Annotated in this window: 22 protein-coding genes and 1 riboswitch; of the genes, 11 read left to right on the top strand and 11 right to left on the bottom strand. The window is 60.6% G+C overall.

Annotated features, from left to right (window positions below; genetic code table 11):
* The first annotated feature begins 91 nt into the window (after positions 1–91).
* The 4 genes from KEM60_RS08445 to KEM60_RS16890 all read left to right on the top strand — a co-directional run bounded on the left by KEM60_RS08445 (position 92) and on the right by KEM60_RS16890 (position 3,326).
* Entirely contained in the window at positions 92–724 is a 633-nt protein-coding gene (locus tag KEM60_RS08445; RefSeq protein ID WP_255574405.1) for a TIGR00645 family protein, read from the top strand.
* A gap of 392 nt (positions 725–1,116) precedes the next feature.
* Complete coding sequence (locus tag KEM60_RS08450) at positions 1,117–1,878, top strand: ABC-2 family transporter protein (protein ID WP_219107096.1); 762 nt, start codon at positions 1,117–1,119, stop codon at positions 1,876–1,878.
* Positions 1,879–1,880: 2 nt separating this feature from the next.
* Positions 1,881–2,654 carry an ABC-2 family transporter protein gene (locus KEM60_RS08455; protein ID WP_219107097.1) on the top strand — a complete coding sequence of 258 codons (774 nt, stop codon included), beginning with the start codon at positions 1,881–1,883 and terminating at the stop codon, positions 2,652–2,654.
* 9 nt (positions 2,655–2,663) lie between these two features.
* Positions 2,664–3,326, top strand: a complete 663-nt coding sequence (locus KEM60_RS16890; protein ID WP_370626347.1) for an ATP-binding cassette domain-containing protein — start codon at positions 2,664–2,666, stop codon at positions 3,324–3,326.
* Between the two features lie 138 nt (positions 3,327–3,464).
* Here KEM60_RS16890 and KEM60_RS16895 read toward each other — a convergent pair whose 3' ends face one another.
* Entirely contained in the window at positions 3,465–3,764 is a 300-nt protein-coding gene (locus tag KEM60_RS16895) for a transcriptional regulator (RefSeq protein WP_370626348.1), read from the bottom strand.
* Positions 3,765–4,438: 674 nt separating this feature from the next.
* Between KEM60_RS16895 and KEM60_RS08470 the strand changes: the two genes are divergently transcribed.
* Positions 4,439–4,957: a hypothetical protein gene (locus KEM60_RS08470; protein ID WP_219107100.1), complete on the top strand. Its 519-nt coding sequence runs from the start codon at positions 4,439–4,441 to the stop codon at positions 4,955–4,957.
* Positions 4,958–5,081: 124 nt separating this feature from the next.
* Here KEM60_RS08470 and KEM60_RS08475 read toward each other — a convergent pair whose 3' ends face one another.
* Genes KEM60_RS08475 through KEM60_RS08485 form a run of 3 tightly spaced genes read right to left on the bottom strand, consistent with a single transcriptional unit; the run spans position 5,082 to position 9,704 of the window.
* Positions 5,082–6,725 carry an AMP-binding protein gene (locus KEM60_RS08475; RefSeq protein ID WP_219107101.1) on the bottom strand — a complete coding sequence of 548 codons (1,644 nt, stop codon included), beginning with the start codon at positions 6,723–6,725 and terminating at the stop codon, positions 5,082–5,084.
* Between the two features lie 31 nt (positions 6,726–6,756).
* Positions 6,757–8,013, bottom strand: a complete 1,257-nt coding sequence (gene hutI, locus KEM60_RS08480; RefSeq protein ID WP_219107102.1) for an imidazolonepropionase — start codon at positions 8,011–8,013, stop codon at positions 6,757–6,759.
* Positions 8,013–9,704, bottom strand: coding sequence for a urocanate hydratase (locus KEM60_RS08485; RefSeq protein WP_219107103.1), 1,692 nt, complete (start codon positions 9,702–9,704; stop codon positions 8,013–8,015). Before KEM60_RS08485 ends, hutI begins: the two co-directional genes overlap by 1 nt.
* Positions 9,705–9,901: 197 nt before the next feature.
* On the opposite strand from KEM60_RS08485, the gene hutG reads away from it, so the two are divergent.
* On the top strand, positions 9,902–11,029 hold the full coding sequence (gene hutG / locus KEM60_RS08490) for a formimidoylglutamase (RefSeq protein WP_219107104.1): 1,128 nt from the start codon (positions 9,902–9,904) through the stop codon (positions 11,027–11,029).
* Positions 11,030–11,034: 5 nt separating this feature from the next.
* Here hutG and KEM60_RS08495 read toward each other — a convergent pair whose 3' ends face one another.
* The 3 genes from KEM60_RS08495 to KEM60_RS08505 form a co-directional block, all read right to left on the bottom strand.
* Positions 11,035–13,083 carry an NAD(+) synthase gene (locus KEM60_RS08495; protein WP_219107105.1) on the bottom strand — a complete coding sequence of 683 codons (2,049 nt, stop codon included), beginning with the start codon at positions 13,081–13,083 and terminating at the stop codon, positions 11,035–11,037.
* An 87-nt stretch (positions 13,084–13,170) separates the two neighbouring features.
* A complete protein-coding gene (locus tag KEM60_RS08500; protein WP_219107106.1) occupies positions 13,171–14,412 on the bottom strand; it encodes a hypothetical protein in 1,242 nt (413 codons plus the stop codon).
* Positions 14,413–14,573: 161 nt separating this feature from the next.
* Positions 14,574–15,866: an MFS transporter gene (locus KEM60_RS08505; RefSeq protein ID WP_219107107.1), complete on the bottom strand. Its 1,293-nt coding sequence runs from the start codon at positions 15,864–15,866 to the stop codon at positions 14,574–14,576.
* A gap of 104 nt (positions 15,867–15,970) precedes the next feature.
* Here KEM60_RS08505 and KEM60_RS08510 point away from each other — a divergent pair, with 104 nt between their 5' ends.
* Complete coding sequence (locus tag KEM60_RS08510) at positions 15,971–16,855, top strand: LysR family transcriptional regulator (RefSeq protein WP_219107108.1); 885 nt, start codon at positions 15,971–15,973, stop codon at positions 16,853–16,855.
* Here the strand turns inward: KEM60_RS08510 and nrdG are convergent.
* Together nrdG and KEM60_RS08520 are read right to left on the bottom strand one after the other, a co-directional pair.
* A complete protein-coding gene (nrdG, locus tag KEM60_RS08515) occupies positions 16,836–17,357 on the bottom strand; it encodes an anaerobic ribonucleoside-triphosphate reductase activating protein (protein WP_219107109.1) in 522 nt (173 codons plus the stop codon). The genes KEM60_RS08510 and nrdG overlap by 20 nt on opposite strands.
* 19 nt (positions 17,358–17,376) lie before the next feature.
* Entirely contained in the window at positions 17,377–19,848 is a 2,472-nt protein-coding gene (locus tag KEM60_RS08520; RefSeq protein WP_219107110.1) for an anaerobic ribonucleoside triphosphate reductase, read from the bottom strand.
* Positions 19,849–19,959: 111 nt separating this feature from the next.
* Positions 19,960–20,160: riboswitch (cobalamin riboswitch) on the bottom strand.
* A 125-nt stretch (positions 20,161–20,285) separates the two neighbouring features.
* Here KEM60_RS08520 and KEM60_RS08525 point away from each other — a divergent pair.
* Positions 20,286–21,257 carry a DUF4261 domain-containing protein gene (locus tag KEM60_RS08525; RefSeq protein ID WP_219107111.1) on the top strand — a complete coding sequence of 324 codons (972 nt, stop codon included), beginning with the start codon at positions 20,286–20,288 and terminating at the stop codon, positions 21,255–21,257.
* Positions 21,258–21,389: 132 nt separating this feature from the next.
* Complete coding sequence (locus KEM60_RS08530) at positions 21,390–22,178, top strand: thioredoxin domain-containing protein (RefSeq protein ID WP_219107112.1); 789 nt, start codon at positions 21,390–21,392, stop codon at positions 22,176–22,178.
* Between the two features lie 120 nt (positions 22,179–22,298).
* On the opposite strand, the gene KEM60_RS08535 is transcribed toward KEM60_RS08530, so the two are convergent.
* Positions 22,299–23,207 (bottom strand): 2-dehydropantoate 2-reductase, encoded by a 909-nt coding sequence (locus KEM60_RS08535; protein ID WP_219107113.1) that lies wholly within the window; start codon positions 23,205–23,207, stop codon positions 22,299–22,301.
* Between the two features lie 712 nt (positions 23,208–23,919).
* On the opposite strand from KEM60_RS08535, the gene KEM60_RS08540 reads away from it, so the two are divergent.
* Both KEM60_RS08540 and KEM60_RS08545 read left to right on the top strand, forming a co-directional pair.
* Positions 23,920–24,471: an HNH endonuclease gene (locus KEM60_RS08540; RefSeq protein ID WP_219107114.1), complete on the top strand. Its 552-nt coding sequence runs from the start codon at positions 23,920–23,922 to the stop codon at positions 24,469–24,471.
* 218 nt (positions 24,472–24,689) lie between these two features.
* Complete coding sequence (locus KEM60_RS08545; RefSeq protein ID WP_219107115.1) at positions 24,690–25,265, top strand: GtrA family protein; 576 nt, start codon at positions 24,690–24,692, stop codon at positions 25,263–25,265.
* A 738-nt stretch (positions 25,266–26,003) separates the two neighbouring features.
* Here KEM60_RS08545 and KEM60_RS16900 read toward each other — a convergent pair.
* Positions 26,004–26,801 (bottom strand): GNAT family N-acetyltransferase, encoded by a 798-nt coding sequence (locus KEM60_RS16900; RefSeq protein ID WP_370626349.1) that lies wholly within the window; start codon positions 26,799–26,801, stop codon positions 26,004–26,006.
* Positions 26,802–26,977 lie beyond the last annotated feature (176 nt).

Raw genomic sequence — 26,977 nt, forward strand, 5'->3', positions numbered from 1 at the left:
CGAGGGGAGGGGGCGGGATGAGGTGCGTCCAAAACCGCTGGGATACAGTATCCTTCCCCCCGTTACACCCTCGTACGACGTCTGGAGTCCCGTGGAGAGCACCGCCACCGCCGAAGAGACGTCACCACCTGCCACCCCAGCATCACCGCCAGCTGACGCTGGACCGGTGACGCCGGTGCCGGAATCGGTCGACAACCGACGTTTCAGCAGCACCGTCGGCGCAACCCTTTTCGCGTCTCGGTGGTTGCAAGCGCCGTTGTATTTCGGGCTCGTGGTGGCGCAACTGTTCTATGTGTTCACTTTTATGAAGGAGTTGTGGCATATCGCCAGCCACATCACCTCCATGAAGGAATCAGACATGATGTTGATGGTGCTAGGGCTTGTCGACGTGGTGATGGTCGCCAACCTGCTCATCATGGTCATTGTCGGTGGCTATGAAACGTTTGTGTCACGGGTCGACTTGAAAGATCACCCCGATCAGCCTGAATGGCTGAGCCATGTCAACGCCAATGTGTTGAAAGTCAAACTGGCGATGGCGATCATTGGTATCAGCTCAGTGCATCTCTTGAAGACCTTTGTCGAAGCTAAGGGCTACTATCTGTCGATGGGCTCCACCGCGACCGCGTTGCTGCTCTCTCAGACCGCCATTCACCTGGCCTTCATCCTGTCCGCGATGGGCCTGGCCTGGATCGACAACTCGTCTCGCAAGTCAATGGGGCACTGATCTCGACACTGCGGGATTGAGACCAGTGAGGCTCTGCCCATGCAGAGGCAGTATGTATCTCTCTGGGTTGAGATCTGCTGCTTGTGCGTGAAGCGTGCTACTGACACAGCTCTCGCCCAATAGAGCAACTTCCCATAGCCTGCGGAGCCGATCTGACTGCGCCAACCTGACTGGCGTACCTTCACGTTCATGACCTTGAACCGATGTCTGATATGCACGACTGGTGACATATTTCTCTGAAACCACCACGGCGACATGCAACAGAGGGTACCGTGTGACCCCGAGATTAGTCATGAGGAAAATCGTAAGAATTATCCCCCCTGCTGGTCAGGCAACAAAAGAATGATCATGCCTGCGGATCCACTGCCCAGGCATGGCGTCGGAGGGTTTGGATGATGGCATATCTCGCTTTGATGCGGATGGGTTTAAAGTCTGCGCTGTCATTTCCTCGCGCGCTCGCTTCAGATGCACTATTTGCAGTATTAAATATCGCGGTACTGGCAAGCCTCTTGCTGGCATTTATTCCTGCTGAAGCAAAAACCCTGCGTCACCAGGTTGTCCTGTATGTCATGTGTGTTTCTGGCATAGGAGCAGGCACGCCCTTGAATCGCATTCCAGACTTCACGACAAGCCTGACTGACGGCACATTCGTTCGATTCCATGTTCGCCCGCAGAGCCTTTATTCGCAGTTTTATTTGTTTGAATTAGGGGCGATGTTGCCACGTTTTATGCCTGCCGTTTTTATTATGATTGGTGCTGCCGTATTCGAGGGTCACCCCAGCGGTCTTTGGCGGATCGTATGCGGCATTGGCAGTGCGCTGATGGGGGGCGCCCTGGCCGCTTCCATAGCTGTCACTTTCTACATATTGACCGCATTCACAAAGCGAGACTCTGGTCCGCGTGCCTTACTGCAGGGAGTTTCGGCTCTGCTCAGTGGGCAGATGGTTCCCCTATCATTTTGGCCAGGCGGCTCTTCATGGATCACTCTTCAACCATTCGCATATACTGCTGATCAGCCAGCAAATATCCTCATGGGAAATTCATCTATGACTGCAGTTTTAGGTGCCCAGGTTTTATGGACAGTGCTTTTCTCTGCGATAGGAATGATCGTGGCGGAGCGCCACTTCCGTCTTCGCGAATCAGTGGGGGCCTAGCCATGTGGTGGATAACGACATACCGGCTCGATCTTAAGACTCAGGCTTCCTATCGTCTCGACTTCGCTATCCAAATTATTATTTGGGTACTTTATGCATCGCTACCGTTGCTGGTTGTCGGCGTGATGGTGGAAAAATTCCCAAACTCGGGTATGAATATCAGCCAAGTGGCGCTTCTATACTGTGCAGTGCAGATTGGATATGAAACATCTCGCATGCTCGAACGCGCGCTGGATGATTTTCATACGGAGACATCCAAGGGTCATTTGGATCGCTTACTCGTTCGTCCGAGAGCATTGCTGCCAATGATTATTTCTAGCCGCATCTTTCCACGCCGTATTGCTGGCATCACTGCTGGCCTAGCCGGGGGTGTTATCGGTATGTCTGGTAGGGAAAATATCGAAGATGCTCTTTTCCTTCTTATAGTGGCAATCATCTCCTCAGGGCTTGTTTTCAGCGGCCTTCTCACGATCTACGCGGCCAGCTGTTTTTTGACAGTGACGCGCAACATGTTTGCAGATGTTGTGACAGGTTCCCTGGTCACCCTTTCCCTGGCGCCCATTGAAAACTTTGCCACACCATTGCAGTTTCTTGTGTCGTATGTCATCCCTATCCGAACGACCCTTCAAAGTCCGATTAGATCGATTGACGATGGGGTTGCCTTTCAGCTTTTCGCTGATGTTATTATTCCCATTGCCAGCGCTGCTGCATTTTATGCATTTTCCGTCGCTATTTTTCAATATTGTCGCCGATTTTATCAGAGCCCAGGTGCGTAATTCATGATCATGATCAAGGACCTTGAATATTCCTTTGCGAGGACTAGAAAAGCGAGGAAATCTGGGGGTGCTCGCTTATCAATCACAACATTAACAATTCCTGATGGAGGATGGCTGCACCTCACGGGGGTGAATGGATCCGGCAAGTCGACGCTTGTCAAATTAATTCTCGGTATTCTGCGACCGGATCATGGGAAAGTTCTCGTGTGCGGTCACGATGCGTATCACAACCGACGGATTCTCATGCAAGACACGGGTGTGGTGTGGGGTCACCGATCTACTCTGTGGTGGGACGCTAGTGCTCAGGATGCGTTGGGGGCTCTTAATGCGATCTATCGATGCAAGGCCGAAGGAGTGCGAGAGCTTCAGCGCCAGCTAATTAGTCGCCTCGAAACCCAGGATTACATGTCGCGACCAATCCGGACGCTGAGTTTGGGTCAGCGGCAGCGTGTGGAGATTCTGGCCTGTCTGGCCCACGCACCAACGCGAATCTTCCTTGATGAGCCATTCGTGGGTCTCGATACGAAGGGAGTGGAGTGTGTGAGAAGTACCTTGGAGGAGTTTTTCCCCCATGCCACGCTTGTGATTATTGATCATGATTCGAATGCACTCACTCGGTGCGAACGTATCGACATGGCTGACATCACATCTAAGACAGCGACTCAGGACTAAGGATTCTTTATGTCATCTGGGGCAGGTGAGATCCTCTGCGCATGTGAGGAAGCGTCCGTGTACCTGCTGATAAAAACTCTCGCTGATGGGGTGCTACGCAGGAAGGCCAGCCACTAGCGCCATATTCTCAATCTGAGGTCAGCGTGGACTCTTGTCCAGGCTGTTCAGTATGTGCAGCAACGTCGCGCGATGCTTTTTAAATTCGGATAGTCCGCGTGGAGTTGCGAAGACAACAGTCTCAGAACCTCCTTCTTTCCTCGCCTTGAATGTCACTATCAAGCCTTTGTCTGATAGAAGTTTGAGTTGTTTCGACAGGTGTTGTGGGCTGATACCGAGTACTTCTTGCAGGTGTGCATGCGTAGTTTGGTTGGTCCCGGCGAGCAGTGCCAGAATTTTGAGACGGATAGGTGAATGTATGAGTTTGTTGAATTCTTCCATCGCTACCGGCGCCAAATAGTGATCAGCATCGCGGCAAAGAGTATGACGCAGGGGCTGGCGAAGCAGAAGTAGGGAAGTGCCGGCGCTGTCTGTAGCGGACCCCACCAAATGAACGCCAATAATGAAGCACTCATACTGCTTAAGTAAGTGGGAATCCCTCGAATGTTAGGGCCATTAGAAGTTCTGCTGTAAAAAGCGATCCAGGCAGTTTGCAATATGCCACATATTAAAAGTGGGAGTCCGCTTCGAGCGAGGTAAGCGGCAGTGAGAAGCAGTGCGCCAGCAAGCACACTCATGATGCCGAGCATCATCACTGTCTTGGTGGGTCGGTGCTTCTGAGAGCTCAGTGCATCGAGCTCGGCGAAGAGTGAAGCAGCGTCGTTGCTGTCCATAGAGAAAAGCTATCGGGTACTTGTCATATTGGCAAGTACCCGATAGTCCGGGTGTACAGTCCACGTGAGGTGATCGCACGCCTCGAGTCACTGGTGGGCAACATTTGCCGCTGCATCTCGCACAGATTGGGCCATCAATTTGCTACTCTCACAGGAAAGCTTGTTGGGAGTAATCTGAATGGCGCAGATGCAGGAAAGATGACCTCATGCTGCTGTGGGTTTCCTCGACACGTTCGGGGTTCACTTGCCTCAACGGCAAGATTATTGAAGGAGACCATTGGCGTGACTTCCTCAAAAATCAAACGTCCGTCATTTTTTAGTGCAATTATTGGCCATTTCGTTATTGGTGTATTAATGGCAGTCCCTCAAGGTTTAGGGTTTTATTTTCTGTCTTGCTATTCTGGAGGGCCCGAAGTGAGCTCGAGGGACGTCGCCATGGCCTTATTGATTGAAAATTTGCTGGTGCAGCCAGGGAGTGTTTGGGTCGAACGCATTGTCGATAATATGGCGGGGAGGGATCAGGCGGGAAGCTGGGGGAAAACATGCTCGCTGTTAGTGCTCACTCTCGCTGCGAGCGGATTTTCTGCACGTCTAGTTTTTGGGGACATTGCGACGACATCTCTGTATGTTGTCGTCAGCGCCTTGGCGTGCATCATATTTATGCTCTTTTTTGGGAAGCCGTGGCTTGACGGTGCGACGATGGAAGATGCAGAACGCAACTGGAGTGAGACAAAAGCTTTAGCCAATGAGATGTTTGCGGAGGAAATAGATTTTCTCCGCAAGGGAGGTCGGCGGCAATGAGGTGCCCAGACCAGTTGCCTGTCGGCCTCTCCCTCTGACGCATTTCATTTTGAGTGAGTGCTCGACCTCGCTGATTCAGCATGCCAGCAGCGACAACACCGCTTTTCGTGAATGGTGGAGTGTGTCAGCGAGCAGGCACTGAGGTCACTGGCACCAATGCGGACAGATCACGGCGGCGCATTTTGCCCGAGGGGTCACGCGGCACTGCATCGACAAAAGTGACACCAGCGAGGTGTTTATAGCGGGCGGTACGATCGGCGACGTACTGCAGTAGGCCTTCTTCGCTGGGGCCGCTACCCGCAGACACGCCTCGCACGACCAGCGCGTAGGGCCGTTCGTCGGTGCTGTCTTCCACTGGGACCCCCACCACGGCGGCGTCCGAAACCCCGGGATATTCCCGCAGCAAAGCTTCCAATTCAGCTGGTGCGACCTGATATCCGTGACATTTCAGCAGTTCCTTCAGTCGGGCCACGATCGTCACGCATCCCGCGGCGTCGACAGTGACCATGTCGCCGGTGTGCAGCCAGCCGTCTTCATCGATGATCACCGCAGTGGCTTCTGGCGCGCCCACATAGCCGGACATCATGTTGGGGCCGCGCACCCACAGCTCCCCAGGAGCTGTCCGTCCCTGCTCGACCGGGTCGACATCAACACCACTGACCGGATCAACCACGCGGAACACCACACCTGGGACAGCGGTCCCCACCGAATCTAGCGGCATCCGGGTCCCCGGGCGCATCACATGAGTCACCGGCGCCATCTCCGTCAACCCATAGCCTTGCAGGACATCCACGCCTAACCGCACCGCAATGGCACGGGCCACTGCCGGATCCAAGGGCGCTGCCCCGCTGATCACCAACTGCAAGGAATGCAACCGGTCTGGGTCCGCAGATGGATGTGCCGCCAAGATAGTCGCAACCGGCGGGACGATAAACGCCATCGTGACCTGCTCCTGCTCGACCACATCCACAGCGTCAGCCACGTGAAAACGTGGCATCGTCACGATCGTGTCTCCCCGTGCGAGACCCCCAAACAAGACCGTCGACATGGCATAGACATGGCTGAACGGTAAAAAAGCCAATGTGGTCTGCTCGGCAGGCCAGTCCAACGCTGACGCGAACTGCACCACGTTCGCCGTCAACGCCCGATGCGTCAACCACACCGGTTTAGGCAACCCTGTCGTGCCCGAAGACATCGGCAAACATGCTGCCGCCGCTGCCGGATCAACGGGTACGTCGCCGGCCACGTCATCGGGGCCGTCCCCGCCAGCCAACGACGTCCACGACGTCACTTCAGCTGAGCAGTCTCCCGCAGCAGACAGGTCATCGCCGACCATCACCACCCGAGACAACGCCAACCCAGCCGCTTCCGCCGCCGCTACCCCCACCGCAGCGACCCGGACATCAGTGACCACAGCGACCGCTGCTGTCGCCGTGAGCTGTCGGCTGATTTCCTCCGCTGTCCCGACGATCGACACCGGAGTCATGGCCGCCCCACACCGGGACAGGGCCAACGCCAGCACGGCATACTCCACACCGTTAGGCAGGTGCACCGCCACCACATCGCTGGGGGAGATCCCCCACCGCTGCAATGCCCCTGCGAGGCGCGACACCTCGCCAGGAAGATCGCCGTACGTGACGGACCGGCCCGTGGAACGATCCAGCACCGCCACCCGCCCCGGATCGAACCGGGCCGTCACCTCCAGGAGGTACTCATCGAGCCGCCCCGAGGGGAGGTCGAGGTCGGGGTCGGCACTTCGATACTCCACGGTGACCCTCCCACCGGCGCGATCGTTCAGGTCACATCGTAGATGCCGCAACCGCCTCGGTCCGCCCTCGGGCGCCGACACGATGCCCCGCACGCCACACTTCCCAGGTCAACGGCATTCCCGGCCGGTACGCCAAGTGAGTCGCTGACGGGGCATCCAAGACATGCAGGTCCGCGCGTGCCCCCACCCGCACCACGCCCAGGTCGTCGCGGCGCACCGCCTGCGCCCCACCAGACGTCGCCGCCCGCACCGCCTCAGCGACAGTCAAGCGCATCTGCAACACCGCAGTGGCCACACAGAAATTCATCGACGTCGTATAACTCGTGCCCGGGTTGCAGTTCGACGCGATCGCCACAGATGCGCCCGCATCAAGCAACGCCCGCGCCGGAGCCAATGGGGCACGTGTTGATAGGTCACACGCAGGCAGCACCGTCGCCACCGTCGTCGACCGGACGTCAGCGAGCGCGGTCAGGTCATCAGCAGTCAGGAAGTTGCAGTGGTCTACGCTCGCGGCACCTACGTCGATCGCTAAAGCGACGCCACCGGAATGGCCGAGCTGGTTGCCGTGTACCCGAAGTCCCAACCCGGCATCTCGGCAGGTCGTCAAGATCCGTCGGGATTCCTCAACGGTGAAGGCCCCCTCCTCGCAAAAAACGTCAGCCCAGGTCACATCGTCGCGCACCGCATCAAGCATCGGTCCGCAGACCACGTCGACGTACGCCGACCGATCCGGCCCGGCGCCCTTCCCGGCGTACTCGTTGGGGATGAGGTGGGCACCGAGGAAGGTCACCTCGTCGACGAACTCCCTGGCGAGTCGGGCTGCCCGCGCCTCCTGTGGGACCGACAACCCATAGCCGGTTTTGGTTTCCAGGTATGTCGTGCCGCCAGCGACGGCGTCAGCGACCCGGCCCGCGATGAGCGTCCGAAGCTGATCGTCGCTCGCCGCCCGCGTCGCAGTGGTCGTCACTGCGATCCCGCCAGCGGCATATGACCGGCCAGCCATTCGGGCAGCGAATTCGCTGGCGCGGTCCCCGGCGAACACCAGATGTGAATGCGAATCGACCCAGCCAGGAAGCACGGCCCGCCCACCGACATCACAACAGATGTCTGCGGCAGGTGCCCGATCGGCTGGGCCGACCCAGACAATCCGGCCGCCCTGCACCACCACGGCCGCATCAGCCAGCACCCCACCGTCATAGCCGAGCGTCGGATCCTCATGGACCTGGTCGTCGATGGTCCACAACTCACCGATGCCGGTGATCAGCTCGGCTGGGCCGGTGTCGGGCATCACTGTTCCTGCATCGGGATACGGACCCCACGTTCGGCAGCCACCTGGCGGGCCCGCTCATAGCCAGCGTCGACATGGCGGATGACGCCCATGCCGGGGTCATTCAGTAACAGTCGGGACAGTTTCTGCTCCGCCAGGTCCGTCCCATCAGCCACCCCGACCTGACCAGCGTGGATGGACCGGCCGATACCGACACCACCACCGTGATGGATCGACACCCAGGTCGCGCCCGAACTCGTCGACAGCAAAGCGTTCAGCAACGGCCAATCAGCGATCGCATCGGAGCCGTCGATCATCCCTTCAGTTTCCCGGTACGGCGAGGCCACCGACCCGGAATCCAAGTGGTCCCGGCCGATGACAATGGGGGCTTTGACCAGGCCGTCCCGCACCAATTCGTTGAAACGCACTCCAGCCCGGTGTCGTTCGCCGTACCCCAGCCAGCAGATCCGCGCTGGCAGCCCCTCGAATTCGACGTACTCCGCTGCCGCGTCCAGCCAGTGATGTAGGTGGGTGTTTTCTGGGAACAATTCTTTGATCGCAGCGTCAGTGACGGCGATATCTGCTGGGTCACCAGAGAGTGCCGCCCACCGGAACGGACCCAACCCCTCACAAAACAGCGGACGAATATATGCCGGGACGAACCCGGGAAAGTCAAACGCCCGGGCATACCCGGCATGGCGGGCCTCATCACGGATCGAATTGCCGTAATCGAAGACTTCAGCGCCCTCATCGCTGAACTCCACCATCGCCTGCACCTGAGCCGCCATTGACTCACGGGCTTTCTTGGTGAAGCCCACCGGGTCAGCTGCAGCTTCCTGCGCCCACTGCTCCACCGGCACCTCGAGCGGCAGATACGACAATGGGTCGTGCGCGCTGGTCTGATCAGTGACGATATCGACGGTGATCTCCCCGGCTCGGTGACGGCGCACCATCTCCGGGAAAATCTCCGCAGCGTTACCGACCACACCCACCGACAACGCCCGCCGTTCAGCTTTCGCCGCACCCAGCCGTCGTACCGCGTCATCAATGTCCACAGCGATCTCATGCAGATACCGTTTGTCCACCCGCCGCTGCAAGCGGTGCTCGTCCACGTCGACAACCAGCGCCGTCCCCCCGTTTAAGGTCACTGCCAATGGTTGCGCCCCGCCCATTCCGCCACACCCGCCAGTCAGGGTGAGCGTGCCCGCCAAACTCGGCTCGGACAACCGGCCGGCTGCACACAACTTGCGTGCCACCGCATAGAACGTCTCATAGGTGCCTTGCAGGATGCCCTGGGTGGCGATGTAAATCCACGACCCGGCCGTCATCTGGCCATACATCATTAACCCCTCGGCCTCCAGACGACGGAACTCCTCCCACGTCGCCCAGTCACCGACCAGATTCGAGTTAGCGATCAACACCCGCGGTGCCCACTCATGGGTGCGAAACACCCCCACTGGCTTGCCTGACTGCACCAGCAACGTCTCATCCGACCCCAAGTCACGCAAGGTCGCCACGATCGCGTCGAAAGCCTCCCAGGACCGACAAGCCCGCCCCGTCCCGCCGTACACCACCAAGTCATCCGGCCGCTCCGCGACCTCGGGGTCCAAATTGTTCATCAACATCCGCAAGGGAGCCTCGGTCTGCCAGGACCTGGCGGACAACTGCGTACCGCGCGGCGCGCGGACCTCACGGGCACCGGGAAGGGCCATGACTGCTCCTTGCTGAGAAAAGAGACGACACGTCGTGGGGCCCCGTCCGGTACGACGACGGGCCGCCCCCGTGACCGTATGCAATCGCCTTCCCACCCGACCTGCCAGGCAGATCACCACGAAGCCGTCTCAGATCTGAGACGTCAGGACGGCCGTCGATGTGCCAGTAGGGCATCAAGGACGAGATGATCCCAGGTATGGACGACACCCAGGTGCTCCCCGTGGTCGAGATCCCCCCGCTGTCCGGCTGGCAGCCCACCCCCGACGGGGTGTGGACCGGCCGCTGCGACGGCGCCAGCTCCGCCCACGCCAGATGGCATCAACGCATCCGCCCCTGGGAGCCAGGCAGCATCCAACGCGGCGACGTCGCCATCCTCGGATTCGCCTCTGACGAAGGCGTACGCCGCAACCACGGCCGCCCCGGCGCCGCCCAAGCCCCCGACATGATCCGAGCAGCGCTCGCACCCATCGCGCTGTCCTCCATGTCGCCCCGAGCCTGGGAAGGGCTGTCCTCCTCTTTGCTCCTCGAAGCGACCGCGATGTCCTCAGCTGGCCTGGCCATGCCCATGATGATGCCGATGTCCGGCACCGAACGCCCCGCCGACGCACGCCCACTGGACCTGCACGACGCCGGGACAGTCCACCTCATCGATGACGACCTGGAAACCGGCCAAGAAATGCTCGGCCGCGTCATCGCTGAACTCCTCGACAGCCACCGCCTCACCGTGGTCCTCGGCGGCGGACATGAAACCGCCTATGGCACCTATCTAGGGCTGCACGGTTCCCGCCGAGGCGAACGCGCCCGCATCGGCGTCATCAACCTCGATGCACATTTCGACCTGCGTGACGAAGACCGCGCCACCTCTGGGACCCCCTTCGCGCAGATGGCCCGCCGAGAGCTCGCCGCGGGACGAGACCTGCGCTACCTCGTCCTTGGCGTGTCCCCGACCTCCAACACCCGCGCGCTGTTTGAAACCGCCCATCAACTCCAGACGACCTACCTGCTCGACACGCACTGCACCCCACGGCACCTCTCCCATATCGAACACCTCGTCGACCGGTTCGTGCGCGACGTCGACATCGTCCACCTGTCCATCGATGTCGACGTCCTCCCCGCGTCCATCGCCCCTGGCGTCAGCGCGCCCGCCGCATTCGGGGTCCCCCTGGAGACCCTCCTGGAGATCTGCCATCGCGTCTCCGAAAGCGGCAAACTCGCCGTCGTTGACGTCGTCGAAGTGTCCCCGCCGTACGACGTGGACGGCATCACCTGCCGCGCCGCAGCACGACTGGTCAGCACCCTCGTGGAGGCCCTCCCGATCTCATAGCCCGCTCATCCCTGCGGGACATGCGCCTCAATATCGGCCACCCACAATCGGGCATTGGCATCCGACGGCATCCGCCAGTCGCCCCGCGGTGACAACGACCCACCCGCCATCACCTTCGGGCCATTCGGCACAGCTGACCGCTTGAACTGCTGCGTCGCAAAACGCTGCACAAATGTCGTCAACCAGCGCCGAATCGTCGCGAGATCATAAGCACCCCGCTCCGCCATCGGATATCCCGCTGGCCACTCACCCCGCTGCGGATCTGACCAGGCATGCCACGCCAAGAACGCGATCTTGTGCGGCGGATACCCGCGCCGCAACACATGGAAAAGCGCAAAATCGTGCAACGCATACGGCCCAATCAGGTCCTGTGTCGACTGCACCTTCCCGTCCGGTCCCGCCGGAACCAACTCCGGGCTGATCTCAGTGTCCAACACCGCCTGCAACACCCCACCGACCTGATCTGAGAACTCCCCAGAAGCAATCACCCACCGGATCAGGTGCTGCATCAATGACTTCGGCACCCCCGAATTCACCCCGTAATGGGACATCTGGTCGCCTACGCCGTACGTACACCACCCCAACGCCAACTCGGACAGATCGCCCGTCCCGACGACGATGCCCCCACGGGCATTCGCCAACCGGAACAAGTAGTCATAGCGCAAACCCGCCTGGACATTCTCAAAGGTGACGTCATACACCTCCCGACCCCGCTCCCCGCGGGAATAAGGATGCCCCAGGTCAGCGAGCATCTGCGTTGCCGCTGGACGGATGTCAATCTCTTCAAAAGACACCCCCAGCCCGCGACACAACTCCTCCGCATGCCGACGAGTGTCCACAGACGTCGCAAACCCCGGCATCGTGTACGCCAAGATGTCACTGCGCGGACGCCCCGCCAGATCCATCGCCCGCGCACACACGATCAACGCATGGGTGGAATCCAGCCCTCCGGACACCCCGATCACCAATTTCGGCGACCCAATCGCATCCATCCGCTGCCGCAACGCACTGACTTGGATGTGATACGCCTCGTAACAATCCAACGCTAGTTTCTCCGCATCGTCTGGGACGAACGGGAACCGATCCACCACTCGCGCCAAACCAATGTCCGTCCGCGGCGGATTCACCGCAAACTCCACCGTGCGAAAACCCCCCGTCACTGACTCCAACGCCCGACGGTTGTCATCAAAACTGCCCTGTCGGCGCCGCTCCGCGACCAACCGATCCACGTCCACGTCGACCACGCTCGACTGCGGACCCGTCGGGAAACGCGGCGACTCACCCAGCAGATCCCCAGCCTCAAAAACAAACGTCTGCCCATCCCACGACAAGTCAGTGCTCGACTCACCTTGACCCGCCGCGGCATACACGTACGCCGCAACACACCGGGCGCTCGCTGCCTCAGCGAGGCGTTGGCGCTCCCGAGCCCGCCCCACAGTGATCGGTGACCCTGACAGATTGACCAGGACTGTGGCCCCAGCGAGCGCGGCGCGGGCGCTCGGCGGGACCGGCACCCACATGTCCTCGCAGATCTCCACGTGCACCGTCAGCCCGGGAATGTCGACGGCATCGAAAAGCAGATCCGGTCCGAAGGGGACGCGGTGTCCAGCGACGGTGATGTCCCCCCGGATGTCGTCGCCGGGTGCGAAGTGTCTTTTTTCGTAAAATTCCCGGTAGTTGGGCAGGAATGACTTGGGGGCTACCCCCAGGACGCGACCACGGTGGATGACTACGGCACAGTTGTAGACCCGGTTGCGCCAGGGCAGAGGGGCTCCGACGATGAGCACCGGCCCCAGAGTCGCGCTATCGCGGACGAGGCGTTCCAGAGCGTGGTGGACACCGTCGAGGAGACTGCTGTTGAGCAGCAGATCGTCAAGGGCATAACCGCTCACGCCGAGTTCGGGAAAGACCGCTAGAGCGACGCCTTGGGCGGAGAGCTCCGCGGCGTACGTCAGGATCGTTTCGGCATTGCGGGCCGGATCAGCGATGGCGGTCGGGACGGTTGCGGCCGCCACCCGCACGAAGCCCTGGTCGTAGGCGGAGAAGAAGTCCACAGCCGGAAGTGTAGAGCGGCGCCCCGCAGGACGAGGGATACGTCTGCGGGGCGCCGGGAGGTGGGGGAGGAGTGGGCTGTGCTCCGATCAGGGCCTGATCTCGGCGGGAGGTGCGGCGCCGCGACCAGCATCCGGGGGAGGTGCGAGGCCACCACCGTTGCCAGCGCCGCCCCCGCCACCGCCGCCGCCAGGGGCGGGTGGGATCGACGGGTGGGCGGGACCGGTCGGGCGTGCCGGTGCGCTTGGCTGCCCGGGAGCAGACGGTACGCCGGTGGTGGGGATCCCGGTGACACTCTGTGACGGAGTGGGCAGGAATGTCCCGCCGCCGGTGGGCGTCGGGCCGCCCGGGTATCCCGTAGTCGGCGCCACCGGTGGGGCCACTGGTTGATGGGGTTGTGTCGGCACCTGAGTGGGTTCTGGTGGCGCTGGTGGACGTTCGATGATGTTGCTGATGCTGGTGCCCTTCTCGTCGGAGTGGGCCACCGGGTGGCCTAGTCCAAACTCGATCACCGTGATGGTGCCCATCGCAATGGCAAACATCGCCAGCCCACCGAGCCAGGCCTGTCGGGGCACCTGGAAGCGGCGGGTGGCCCGACCTTCGACGTACGAGCCGTCTTTGTCTTGGGAGAGCACCTGCGTTTTTGTGGTGCGGGGCGTGGATGACGAGGAGTCAGCGCCCTTGGCCTTGTCCTTGCCCAGTCCGTAGGAGCGCAGGAACTGGTGCACCCGGTTGGCCATGTTGGTGTATTGCGCGGAGGCGATGGTCGAGACAATCGAGGCGATGGCCGCGCCGATGAGGGTGCCAGCCACGCCCAGTTTGGAGGCGACCAGGGCGGCGCTCATCGCCGCGCAGGCACCGCCAAACAGTTGCGGGACGGTGACGCCGATCCGGGAGGGCTTGTCGTCGTCCTCTTTTGTGGATTCGGCGGCGGTGTCCACCACTGCGGTGGCTGCTCCGGTCGGTGCGGGCGCCATCGGGGCGGGCACCGGAGCGGTCGCTGCCGGGACTCGGGCGGTCGGTGCTGGCGCAGCTCGACGTGAGGTTCCGGCGAGCTGACGGGTCGCCTGGGTCTGCGGGTGCCCTGTCGGTACGTCGTGGGCCTGGGTGCGGGGGGCACCGGGCACGCGGGGCATCGCGGCGGAATGAGGGTCGACGGGATGATGGGGGCCGCCGGTGCCCCGCCGTGGATAGGGCGACGGATCGGGGGTTTCCGTCCAGGCCCGGGTGCGTCCTTCAGAGGCGTCGTAGGGTTGCTGCGGTGGTCGCCCTCGTGGTGGTCTGCGGGGATGATTGTGCGTGGACTCCGTGGGCGCGTCCCGGCCGGTCATGATCTCCTCCCTGTACGACGAAGACCGCCCTCGCGAGTGCCCGCCATTGGCCACGGTGCACGCGAAGCGGTCTGAGCGCCATAACTATTACCTTCTTCGACCCTGGCCCCACGACGGACACATGTCAAACTCCTGTCTCACGTCGGTGGTGCAGGTCGAACTCATCGTGTCCTTGAGGAAAGCACATCCTCCTCGGACGAACGCTGGCAGGTCGCCGGTGGCGTGGGCGGCGCCGATGGGGTGTCTGACCGAGCGCCCCGAGCCACCGCCACAGACATGCCCACTGCGACCGCCGACAACGCTGTCAGCCACAGCACCAGCATCGACCAGCCACCCCGGTGGAAGACCACTCCGGACAGATATCCCACGACAGACGAGCCCAGGTAGTAGCAAGCCAAGTAGGTGCCGCTGGCTTCAGCGCGGTCCCGCACCGCCAACGCCCCGACCCACCCGGAGGCGACCGCGTGGGCGGTGAAGAAACCGGTAGTGAATAACGCGGTGCCCACCACCACAGCCCACAGCGATGGCACTGCGATCAGCGGTAGTGACAGGACACACACTGCTGCCCCGACCAGCAAGACTCGGGGTCTGCCATGTCGCACCGTCAACCGCCCAGCGACAGCCGAAGCCGCCGTCCCAAAGAGATAGAGCAGGAAGATCGACCCGACTTGGGCTTCCCGTAGACCGAAGGACGAGACGAGACGGTATCCGAGGAAGTCATACACCGAGACAAACACCCCCATCAGCACGAATGCCACGAGAAACAGTCCCGCCAACTGCTGATGCCGCCAATGCTGTCGAACAGCCCGCCACTCTTGACCGGCAGAGAGCTGTTTAGGCACGAACCGTCGTTGCGCTGGCATCACCAGGATCGTCGCTGCTGCACACAGCGCCGCAAACACGGTGGTTGCGGCCAACGCCCAACGCCACGAAGCGAACTCCAACACGCCTGAAGGGATCAACCGGCCCAGCAGGCCACCGATCGTGGTGCCGGCGACGTACTGACCCATCGCCGGTGCGAGGTGGTCCCCATGGATTTCCTCGCTGAGCCAGGCCATCGCCGTTGCGGGCACTCCGGCAAGCAGCAAACCTTGTACGGCGCGCCCCGCCACCAACCAGGTCAGATCAGGCGCCCAAGGCAACAGCAGCCCCAGCACGGACGCTGACAGCGCTGACACTGCGATGACCCGGCCGCGACCATATCTCTCGGAGAACACTGAAGCCGGCAAGATCGCCAAAGCCAGCACCCCGGTCGTCGCGCTCACCGTCAACGACGCCTGCGCAGGATCCACTCCCAACCCGTGGGTCAACGCTGGCATCAAAGCCTGGGTGCAATACAACGCGTTGAACGACGCCAGCCCCGCTGCCAGCAGCGCCACCACGGCCCGGGCATAACCGGGCTCCCCTCTGCGAAGGCCATCGGGCAGTTCGGCCCGCTCCAGAGACTCATCCATACCGGCAAGCGTCCCCCGTCCTTCTTCTTAGCGGAAATGCATGACTGACCGTAATTTCATGCTTTTTCTGCATCAAACCAGGTCAACCTCGCTATTCTGGCGCAGTGCTCGCTGACGACCTGACCTGGTTCCTCACTCTCGCTGACTGCGAACACATGACAGATGCGGCGGCTCTGCTCGGCATCCCCCAATCCACGTTGTCCCGTCGGCTCTCCCGCCTCGAATCTGACCTCGGCGCTGACCTCTTCGACCGGCACGGTCGCCAACTCACCCTCAACTCTCGCGGCCGGGTGCTCCGTGACCATTACCTCGCTGCCCGCAGAGAACTCGACCGAGGAGAAACCGAGATCCGGCGCCTCCTCGACCCAGAGACCGGGACGGTTCGGTTCGGATTCATGCACTCGCTGGGGCCCTGGCTAGCGCCACGCCTGCTACGGGCATTCCTCGCTCGCCACCCCCGCACCGACGTACGACTCACCCAGGGCACCGGCACCGAACTCGCCGCACACCTCGACCATGACGACTGCGATGTGGTGCTGTGCTCACCACGGCCCGTCGATCCCCGCTGCGGATGGCAGGTGGTGCGCCGTCAACCATTGGCGCTCGCTGTCCCCGACGGTCATCACCTGGCAGGGCGCCACCGTGCCCGATGGAGTGACGTGGCAGGAGAGCCGCTGGTGACGACCCCACCCGGGTTCACCACTCGGGCACTCCTCGACGCCCTCGACGCCCGGGCTGGGCGGCGAAGTTGTCCCCGATTCGAGTCTGCTGAATTAGCCACCGTCGCCGGACTTGTCAGTGCCGGCTTCGGAGTGGCAGTGCTTCCCGCAGACGATCCCGCGCTGCAGGTGCCCGGGTTGACGATGGTGCCGCTGGTGACCTCGCTGCGTCGCGTCGTCGGTCTTGCCTGGACCCCGCAGGCAACGCACAATCCCACGGCACGAGCGTTCATCGACGTCGCCCGGGATCTCAGCTGGGATCGGCCCTGATCGACTCATCCTGATATAACGTCACCCGCCCAGAACGGATCGTTGACGGCAGATCGATCAACCGCTGATTGTCACTACCCCGCCAGGCCAGCTGCAACGTCCGACGATTCTGCACATATGGCCCGTCGACCAGGACGTCGACCAGGCTGAGCAGACTCGCCACGTCTGGGTCGGTGCTGGCCTGCCGCAGTAGAGCTTCCACGCGATAGCCCGACCAACACCACACATCCAACCCGTCGTCATGTGCCGCCCGCGCCAAGGCCGCCGCCGCCACGGGCTGACGGCTCGGTTCGCCCCCGCTGAGGGTCACCCCAGTCAGCAGCGGATTAGACCGCCAATCCGCGATCATCTCCGACACCGGCACTGACACGCCGCCGTACGGGTCCTGCGACTGCGGATTGTGACAGCCAGGGCACGCCAACGGGCATCCCTGAGCAAAGACGACGTACCGCAGGCCAGGCCCGTCGACAATAGAGTCGTGGGTCCGACCTGCGATACGCATCCTCACGATCGGTGACCGGTCACGACTGGGCCGCATCGGGAATGCCGTGTTTGACGCGGTCTTCAACTTCGGCGCGTTTGGCGTCATTAAACCGGTCCAATGTGCCCACCAAATAGCCGGTGATCCGCCGGATCCTCTCAAAAGGCACCTGATCGGCGTCCTGACGGCCGCACCCTGGGCAGGTGTCATCAATGACACCGGTATAGCCGCAGATCGGATCCCGATCCACTGGGTGATTAATTGATCCGTATCCGATGCCGCTATCCGCCATATGCCGCACGATCCGCTCGAAGGCGGCCGGGTTGCGCGTGGGATCCCCGTCGACTTCGACGTACGTAATGTGACCGGCGTTGGTGAGCGCATGGTAGGGCGCTTCCACCGAGATCTTCGTCGCTGCGGGAAGTGTGTAACCCACCGGCACATGGAAACCGTTGGTGTAGTAAGCCTTGTCCGTGACACCGGGAATGGTCCCAAATCGCGCCCGATCCAATCGGACGAACCGTCCTGACAGCCCCTCTGCCGGGGTGGCCAACAAAGAGAAGTTCAACTGGTGCTCCACTGCTGCTGCGTCCATCCGGTCGCGCAGATGTCGCACGATCCGCAAGCCCAATTCCTGGGCTGCAGGATCCTGACCGTGATGATGACCGGTCAGCACCGTGAGGGTCTCCGCTAGCCCGATGAACCCCAACGACAGGGTGCCGTGCTTGAGAATCTCACCAATCTCGTCATCCGGTGACAACCCATCGCTGCCCAACCAGACACCCTGCCCCATCAGGAACGGGAAATTGCGCACCCGCTTATGCCGTTGGATTTCGAAACGTTCCAGCAGTTGAGCGATCACCAGGTCGGTCATCTCGTCCAGCAGCGCGAAGAAGGTGTCGACGTCGCCGTCGGCGCGCAACGCCAACCGGGGGAGATCCACACTGGTAAAAGACAGATTGCCCCGGCCATTGACAACCGCTTGTTTTGGGTCGTGAATATTGCCCAGCACCCTAGTGCGGCATCCCATATAAGCGATTTCTGTCTCCGGGCGATTCGGGTCGTATCCTTCGGCGTTAAACGGCGCGTCCTGGAAAGAGAAATTCGGGAAGAGACGTTGTGCGCTCACCCGGCAGGCCAGCCGGAACAGGTCATGGTTCGGGTCGTCCTCGTCGAGATTGACGCCCCGCTGCACCCGGAAGATCTGGATCGGGAAGATGGGGGTCTCGCCGTTGCCCAATCCCGATTCGGTAGCCAACAACAGCTGCTGTACCACTAGCCGCGCCTCCGGGGACGTATCAGTCCCGTAGTTGATGGAGGAAAACGGGGTCTGCGCTCCGGCTCGGGAGTTCATCGTGTTCAAGTTGTGGATGAGCGCTTCCATGGCCTGGTATGTCGCCCGCTCAGTGTCCCGGCGAGCTTCGGCGTGGGCGAAGGTCACCACCGCGTCGATATCCGGGACGGATAGCTCGGGGACCTCCCGCGCCAAAGCCTCCCGGGTGATCGCGCTCTGTACGACGGTGGGCTCCCATTGGGGGCGTACGCCTTCGGCCTGCCAGCGTTCCTGGACTGCTGCGACGACACTTTCCCACCGGCTGCGGTCTTGACTTTCCGCGGCGCACCGGCCGGTCAACGCCCGGATCAGGTTGTCGGTGTAGGCGCGAGCATAGGTCAGGCGCACCCCATCTGCCATGGCCCGATCAAAGTCAGGGATGGATTGACCGCCGTGCTGGTCGTTCTGGTTGGACTGGATCGCGATGCACGCCAGCGCGGCATATGAGGCGATGCTACGAGGGGTGCGCAGCACACCGTGTCCAGTGGAAAAACCGCCGTTAGCAAAAAGTTTGCGCAGATCGATCTGACAGCACGTCGTGGTGAGGGTCAGGAAGTCCAGGTCATGGATGTGGATGTCACCGTCGGTGTGGGCGCGGGCATGGGTGGGGTCCAAGACACGCAGCAGGTTGAAATGTTTGGCACCCTCCGAGCCGTATTTCAACATCGCACCCATCGCGGTGTCGGCGTCGATATTCGCGTTTTCCCGTTGGCCATCAGAGTCGGCAGCAGACAGATCGGTGATCTCCCCGAAGGTCCGCATCAGTCGCGTGTCCAGCTCACGGGCCCGCGTCCGCTCCTGCCGGAAGAGGATGTACGCCTTCGCGGCGTCTCGGTAGCCCTGCGCCATCAGGGTCGCTTCAACGATGTCCTGGACGGATTCCACGTCGGGTGGCGCTGGTGGAGCGCCATTCTGCCCGTCAGAAGGTACGGCGGGGGCGGCCGCCAATTGGTCGGCGACGATGATCGCGATCCGGTGGGCCCGCACTGTCGCGTCGGTGATGCCGGTGGCGGTGAAGCAGCGCTGGACTGCGGCGACGATCCGGGTCAGGTCGAATGGGACGATGCGTCCGTCCCGTTTACGCACCTCGGTGGGGGTGGCTGCAACGGAGTCGGCGCTCCGACGGGGACTGCTGATCGTGGTGCGTCGATCTAGGACAACGGTGCGGTGGGACGTCATACCCTCTCCTCGCGAGCGATGCTCGGGGCAGGGCAGGGGGCGCCTGGGCACGACAAGAGACGTGTCCGCGACGGGGCCCACCCGCGAGGCCCGAACTCATCGGCCGGGGCCGTGTCGGCTCCGGGCGTCGGCAGGTCTTCGGACTCGGGGGCACGCCGGAATGGACCGGTTGGCCTACTGGGCGGCGCTTCCCAACCTCAAGGTCAGTGCGTGATGCCGCCGGTCGTTCCCTCTCACCGCTGCGGGGCAGTCCCGGAGTTTCACCGGGTTCCCTCTTGCCTCGTGGCACTCACCGACATACGCACGTTTAAAGATCACTCAAACGCAACATGTTGTGGTTGATGCCGCGAACCGACACAAGGGAAGCTTAGTGGGTGCCGGAGAGTGCTTCGGCACCCGCCACGCCGAGACCTGTGTCACGGACCTTCGTCCCGAGCATGTCTCAGGGACAGGGACACCGATCGTTCGGTCTGCCAGCTCCGGTATGGTCCCGCACTGGCCGACAACCAGGGCGGGAGAACGGAGCGACCATGTTCGGGTGGGGACGCAAGAAAAAATCACAGATGACGCCGGTGATGACGACACCGGTAGGCCCGGACTTCTCCCATCCAGCCCCCGCCACGCACCTCGTCGGGGAGGTCCTGTTTCCCACCACGCCCGCCTTCGACCAGGTGTACGCAGCCCTCACCGAACGGGTCGACGGTGAGATCACCCAGACGCACGACGGCTATCTCCAGGTCAATGCGCCTGGCTCCACCACCATCGTCACAGTGTGCGATGGACCTCTCCCCATCCCCGATGTTGCAGCTACCTGTCATCCACTCTTCTGGCAGCGAGGCACTGCCCCCGTGGAAGCGCACGGCGCCCACGTCCTGATCAGCACCCGATCGGCTGCTGAACCCACCGGAGCCTCAGACGAGGCAGCTGCCCGTGCCCACACCCAGGCCCTCGCCTCAGTGCATGGCATGATCGGATCGGCCATCGCCCAAATGGACGACGCCATCGCGTATTTCATGGCCTCAACCATGACCACCATGCCTGCCGACGTGTCCGTCGCTTTCACCCTCGACTGCCTGGCCAACAACACTCTCTCCGGAGAGATGTGGCGACCAGTGTGGGTCCGGCCCGCCGCACACAGCCCGGTCGACGCCACCGGCTTCCCCACCACCTGGACGGCGTACACCAGCGGACTTGCCGCATTCGGGCACGCCGAACTGCAGATCGAATCCGCCCCCCGCACCCCCAATGAGCTCTTCGACATCCTCACCGGCATCGCGTCATATGTCTTCGACGGCGCCACCCTCTACCCCGGCGACACCATGGGCAGCAGCCACGCGGTGAGCCACACCGTCACGGCCAGTGTGTCCCTCCTTGACGGTGTCACCCCTGCCTTGAGCATCACCATCTGACCGTCCCCCCCCTGCAAGCCCCCACAAACCCGCCACTGGCGACACCTCGCTCCCTATGCTGGGCAGCGGGGAAAAAACCGGTAACACCGCCGCTCTCACCAGGGCGGCGGTGGCGGCGTCGAGGAGTGGGCGATGGCACGCACGTCAGATCAAGACCGGCAAGCAAAAATCCAGGCGGCGACACCACGGTCCCGTTCACCCTTAAAGATCATCCTCGCTGTCGCCGTCGTCGCAGCAGTGGCACTGGGCGTCACACTCACCCTGGTCCTCACCCGCGACGACACCCCGGACCAACTCGTCGCACCCACCACCGGAACCGCGCAGATCGCGTTACCCCGCAGCGTCACCGGAGCGGAATCACCGATTATCGCCACCCACGACGGCACCCTCAACGACGGCATCCCTACATTGCAGGTCTTCGAGGACTACCAATGCCCCGTCTGTAAACAAGCCGAGGACAACTTCGGCAGCACCATCCGCGAACTCGGATCCAATGGAAAAATCAACGTCACCTACTACGTCATGACCTTCCTGGACCGAATGCTGAAAAACGACTCCTCCATGAAAGCTGCTGGGGCAGCAGGTTGCGCTGCCGATGCGGGTCGGTTTGAAGCCTTCCACGAAAAAACCATGGCCCGTCAACCTGCTCATGAAGGTGACGGCTACACCGACGAACAACTCATCTCCGCCGCCACCGACGCTGGCATCAGCGGAGCTGCGCTCGACACGTGGAAAACATGCTTCACCGCCAAAAAGTACCACCCCTATTTCCGCAGCCTCGACACCTACGCCTTCGATAAAGCTCAGCTCAAAGGCACCCCGACGTACTACCTCAACGGCAAACAACTCGATGTGTCACCGGCGATGTCAGCTGGTGATTTCGCAAAACTCATCGAAGACGCCAGCCGCACCTCGAAGTGACCCGTCACCCTCCGCTGAGGGGCAGCCGTGCCATGCGTGCCCCAGCAGTGCGGACAGGTCGATTGGGTACGTCGACAGTGATCCAGGCTCTGGCTGGAGCGATCAGCTCAATCCGGTGTGCTACTCAGCGAAACGACACGACAAGACGTCGTACATGAGTGCATACCGTGGCGTTGCCACCCGGGCCTGCGTGCCCAAACGGACGATCGCACCCACTTGGCCGTCCAGTTCGCTGGGGTGGCCATCGGCTAAATCCCGCTGCATCGACGTGGTGGAGTCAGGGGGCATCGCATCAGTAAAAGCCAGGAGGCGCGTTGCGATGTCCTCGCTCAGCGGGACACCATGAGCGCGACCGACGCTGGCGGCCTCCTCGAACACCGCGACCAACTCGTGGCGTAATCGGGTGCGGACGGTGCCGATTGTGGCGTCGGACATGGCGCCCAAACCCCCGACCGCAGCGATATATACGGCTTTTTCCCAGAGCGCGACCCGCACGTCATCGGGGATGTCGACGGGCACCCCAGCCCCCTCGAAAGCGTCCCGGAGGGCTTGCGTCCGAGGTCGGTCCACGCCGTCCGGCTCAGCGAAAGACACCGATCCAGGGCCACCGCGGTGCTCAATCACTCCTGGCTGAGCGATCTGCGTAAATACCTTGACGATGCACGGGATCACCCGATCCGCACCGACGATCTCCGCCACTACGGTGGGAGTCTCCACGCCGTTTTGAGTGGTGAGGACCGCAGTGTTCGGCCCGAGCAACGGCGGTAACGTCGGGAGGATTTCTGTCAGATGTGTCGTTTTGACACACAACAACACCGCATCCACCGGACCGACCTCAGATGTGTCTTGAGTTGCTGTGACCGATGGGACATGGACGTCATCTAAGCCCACCACGCGGATCCCATCGCGACGCAACGCTGCCAGTGTGTTGCCACGAGCCACGAAGACCACCTCATGACCTGCTGCGGCCAGTTTTACCCCGAAATAGCAACCCAGGCCGCCTGCTCCGATCACCGCGAACCGCATCATTGCTCTCCTCTGCTCGATGTCCCGCGAGACTACAAGCCGCGTCAAGACAACGCACACATAAGTCGTGACAAAGGATAAATCACCATCAAACCGACAAGGTTGATCATCGGATTCGGGTGCCGTGACTGTGTTGCCGGGAACGGCAAGAGATCAAAGATGCCAAGGTATCTAGACATCGGTAAGAGCGTTACGTGTCGCTGTCGGACTGACCTGGTCAGTCGACCCAAGGAGGCGCTCATCCCCTGCTATGGTCTGGTGGCGTGAAGGCTTCGCGTCAAGATGTGATCCTCATAATAATCGTCATGTGGCTGGTCGCATCATTGACCATTTTTATTCCGGGGGTCACTCGTGTCAGGGATTCTATCGCTGTGACGACCATCTCCTCTTCGGGTCCCCTTTAGTCGAGCGTGCTGATTTTTTCCTCGCTGGTCACCTCATGGGCAGTGGCCATCGTGATTAATGTGACTTCGTAGGAGTTGGATATGCAGATTGACTGCTCAAGGCAGCGGGGGAGTCGTCAGCGTCGAGACGCTATGAAGACCACTAGGTTGTGTTGAGAGTTGTGGGTGTCAGACGGGGAGGGAAATCGGGTGCTTGACTTGAATAGGTGTGGGTTCGGGTGTGCCATCCGTCTAGCTTTTAGATAAATGGTCCGCACTGAATGGACGTTGAACTGGTAGTTCAGGCATAGTTGGATAGGGGAGGACACGAAATGCTCAGGAAGCATGACAACATCCAGATGTTTTATTCCTCAAGTATGTGGACGGGTCGAGTGAAGGTGACGCTGCAGATTGGCGTGCGGACATCTATCCATCTGAAGAAAATGAGAAAAGCAGAGTGGGTTGACTATCAGAATCGTCAAGCCGAGTATCCGGTGCGACTGCCAAGAGTAAAAAATCGCACCTATTGGTGGTTCCAAGATCAGTTCTATTCTGAGAATGAGGACTTGAGTGCTTCTGAGGTCTATGCCTTGATCGTGACGCGACAGCAGCGCCAAGCGCAACGCATTGATCATGCCAAACAAATTGTCGCCATGGGATCGGCTCAACGCTCTCCTCGGTTACGCACGGCTGTGCCCGATGATGTGAAACAGTTAGTGTGGATAAGAGACGGAGGTGCTTGCCGTCGCTGCGGTGCGACTTTTGAGCTTCAGTATGACCATGTCATCCCGGTGTCGATGGGCGGATCAAATGCCGCAGAGAATCTGCAGATTCTCTGCGGTCCATGTAATCGCCGAAAAGGTGCCAGCATTACGGTCAGGTGATCCCATGAGTCCTCATATAGATCATCTTGACAATGTTTCAGCTGTACGATAACTTCAGGCCAGAGTGCTGCTATCCAGGGGTAACTGCCTTTGGGGTGTCAAGAATCGGTAGTCTTCTCATGGGCCCGCTGTAAAGGTGAGGTCACATGCGCAGATCGGTTTGATCTAGTCACGCACTGCATGAGCTATTTTTATTCACTGCTTGCTTAAGGTGCGTTATGTTGCAGCAAAGAGTTACCACCGGTACGGAAAGTGTTGCAGCGAAATCACTGTCTCGGAGTTTAATTCAGCTGGTGATGTTCGGTATTGTCGGCGCCTCTGGCGTCCTGGCAAACCTGGCGATAAGCATTGTTCTTCACCGTCTGAACGGGGGCACGGCACACGCGGGTGACGTGATTTTCAGCATATCAGATCAGCCTTACGCGGTGCGCTATCGAAACTTCGTATGGATTTCCTCATTCGTTATTGCTAATATCTGGAACTATCAATTAAATCGAGCTTTCACTTTTAAGGATTCAAAGCCGAAGTGGGTGCGGGGGTTCGTGCTTTTCCTGCTGTCGGGGACGGCGGGAATGCTGTTTGGCCTCTTGGCACAGTGGGCCATGACTCATCCCGGATCAGCTTTTTATCTTCCCAGCGAATTCTTTAATGAACGCTCTGGGTTCCGGTCGCGTGAATACTGGTCTCAGATCATTTCTATTGGATTAGCGACGCCGATTAATTTTGTCTTTAGCAAGTATGTCACTTTTAAAGATGCATCGGACCTAGCTAACACTCCTGCCTCAGGAAACTGACCGTACAGAGCCGTCCTGATGAGCTGACATCAGTTGATGAATTGCAGGTCCAGGTGGTGCACCCGGCGCGATTCGAACGCGAGACACCTGCTTACGGAGTACCATCGGGGCGCCTCGTGGAGTCTCGTACTGACGGGGAGCATGACGCAGAACGCTTGAATGCCGTATCTTTCGCCTGGTTAGCTGGAGGTTTCATCTGGGCTGAGCCGTGAAATCCCCGGCCTGCCCCCAGCGAACGTGCCAACGCTCTGATCAACTCCGCCTTCAAAGCTCTACACCGCAACACCCTGTGCCCCTGGGGAATCGGACACATCGTCACCGCCACACTCGTGATCCCCACCACCAACGACGGCCACGAGTGAGAAAACATCATTGCATCTATCCGCTTTAATGTGATCGACTTTTTAGGATGGGAAACCAGATCCCATCGGGGCAGGCAGCGTCTGATGATTTGGAGCAAATGCACCATGTGATGCAAGCCGCGCTAGAGGCACCGTCGGTGCCGTTTGGGCGTTCGAACGAACCTCAGCGCGGCATCGGTCATGCAGATAATAAGTGAGGAAAAGCTGGCTGCATCTTTGTTTTTATTTATTGATTTGCCCAAGGGCCTATGGGCTCTAGGTGACGCCTCGGTGCGAGCTTGGCCTGCGGGAACGTTGCTGTCTCCCGCTCATGCTGTTCCGGTTGTGCTGGGTTGTTTTGGGCCTTATTGCTGGTCTCCGATGAGATCTATCCGTGTTACAGAAGTCCAGCTCCCCGCATCATCCATCGGCTTAGCTTTCCATCATATCGAAAGCCTAAGCCCGTATACAGCTTCTTCCCGTCCTTTGTTGACTGCAACAACACCTCATGACACCCCCGAGTCGCGGCCCATCGGCATAGCTCACGAACGACTTGACCTCCAAACCCCATTCCCCTGAAGTCCTCTTTGCAAAAAATCCAAAAAAGGCAAGCCGACTGCCCCTCCACCCACATGACCCCCGACGCTACAGGCACGCCATCAAAGAAGACGACCACCGCACACTGTTTGCCTGACCGGAATAGGGTTGGTTCCAGAACATAGCAACGCTCCTCCTTGCCAAGCGCCCCTACCCCAAAGTTCTCAGATTGAACGTCATGCATCGCCCTAAAGGCTCCGGGATGGAGTTCTCTCCCAACACGGCAGACGGTTACCGTTCCCTGATCAGGGCAAGACGGCATATTCTCTTGGAGATCTAAGTGCATTAACTGCACGCTCTTGAGCTTCTCTACATGGGACCCCATGTCTCGGAACCCATTTTTGCGAGAACCCGACTCGTCGAAGTCCCAAATGACCCCATTCTCCCGCCGGGAAATGAGATAATTCGCTACCCGGCCAGGGAAATCTTTACCCGACATCTCCTGACTGGGTAGACAGAAGCTAAACAGGGCGCGAGGCGAGTCCACGCGTGAGCGAACTGAAATGCCCCAATCAACGTCATCTAATGAGCATAAGGGATGCAGTCTTGCCAGCGAGCGACCAAAAGACGACATGAAGGCCCTATGACTGCCGCGCATCCCGGTCACCGTTCCGTTGTAGAAGGCTAGATGTTAGCCGTAGGGAAGGTAAGGGCGTTATTCACGAGGCATTTCCAGGTCATTCTTGGCTACCAGCCAAGTCGATAGAGCTCGAGTCGGGTAATGACGGCAATGATATCGGGGAGTTCTGTGAGTCTGCCTCGATAGCCAGTGGC

The sequence above is a fragment of the Austwickia sp. TVS 96-490-7B genome, assembly GCF_019331795.1.
Lineage (GTDB): Bacteria > Actinomycetota > Actinomycetes > Actinomycetales > Dermatophilaceae > Austwickia.

What these genes read in the sequence shown, in the direction of transcription:
- KEM60_RS08450 (WP_219107096.1), top strand. Translation starts at nt 1,117, where the DNA reads ATGATGGCATATCTCGCTTTGATGCGGATGGGTTTAAAGTCTGCGCTG.
- KEM60_RS08455 (WP_219107097.1), top strand. Translation starts at nt 1,881, where the DNA reads ATGTGGTGGATAACGACATACCGGCTCGATCTTAAGACTCAGGCTTCC.
- KEM60_RS16890 (WP_370626347.1), top strand. Translation starts at nt 2,664, where the DNA reads ATGATCAAGGACCTTGAATATTCCTTTGCGAGGACTAGAAAAGCGAGG.
- KEM60_RS16895 (WP_370626348.1), bottom strand. Translation starts at nt 3,764, where the DNA reads ATGGAAGAATTCAACAAACTCATACATTCACCTATCCGTCTCAAAATT.
- hutI (WP_219107102.1), bottom strand. Translation starts at nt 8,013, where the DNA reads ATGCCCGACACCGGCCCAGCCGAGCTGATCACCGGCATCGGTGAGTTG.
- KEM60_RS08485 (WP_219107103.1), bottom strand. Translation starts at nt 9,704, where the DNA reads ATGGCCCTTCCCGGTGCCCGTGAGGTCCGCGCGCCGCGCGGTACGCAG.
- hutG (WP_219107104.1), top strand. Translation starts at nt 9,902, where the DNA reads ATGGACGACACCCAGGTGCTCCCCGTGGTCGAGATCCCCCCGCTGTCC.
- KEM60_RS08500 (WP_219107106.1), bottom strand. Translation starts at nt 14,412, where the DNA reads ATGACCGGCCGGGACGCGCCCACGGAGTCCACGCACAATCATCCCCGC.
- KEM60_RS08505 (WP_219107107.1), bottom strand. Translation starts at nt 15,866, where the DNA reads ATGGATGAGTCTCTGGAGCGGGCCGAACTGCCCGATGGCCTTCGCAGA.
- nrdG (WP_219107109.1), bottom strand. Translation starts at nt 17,357, where the DNA reads ATGCGTATCGCAGGTCGGACCCACGACTCTATTGTCGACGGGCCTGGC.
- KEM60_RS08520 (WP_219107110.1), bottom strand. Translation starts at nt 19,848, where the DNA reads ATGACGTCCCACCGCACCGTTGTCCTAGATCGACGCACCACGATCAGC.
- KEM60_RS08525 (WP_219107111.1), top strand. Translation starts at nt 20,286, where the DNA reads ATGTCTCAGGGACAGGGACACCGATCGTTCGGTCTGCCAGCTCCGGTA.
- KEM60_RS08530 (WP_219107112.1), top strand. Translation starts at nt 21,390, where the DNA reads ATGGCACGCACGTCAGATCAAGACCGGCAAGCAAAAATCCAGGCGGCG.
- KEM60_RS08535 (WP_219107113.1), bottom strand. Translation starts at nt 23,207, where the DNA reads ATGATGCGGTTCGCGGTGATCGGAGCAGGCGGCCTGGGTTGCTATTTC.
- KEM60_RS08540 (WP_219107114.1), top strand. Translation starts at nt 23,920, where the DNA reads ATGCTCAGGAAGCATGACAACATCCAGATGTTTTATTCCTCAAGTATG.
- KEM60_RS08545 (WP_219107115.1), top strand. Translation starts at nt 24,690, where the DNA reads ATGTTGCAGCAAAGAGTTACCACCGGTACGGAAAGTGTTGCAGCGAAA.
- KEM60_RS16900 (WP_370626349.1), bottom strand. Translation starts at nt 26,801, where the DNA reads ATGCGCGGCAGTCATAGGGCCTTCATGTCGTCTTTTGGTCGCTCGCTG.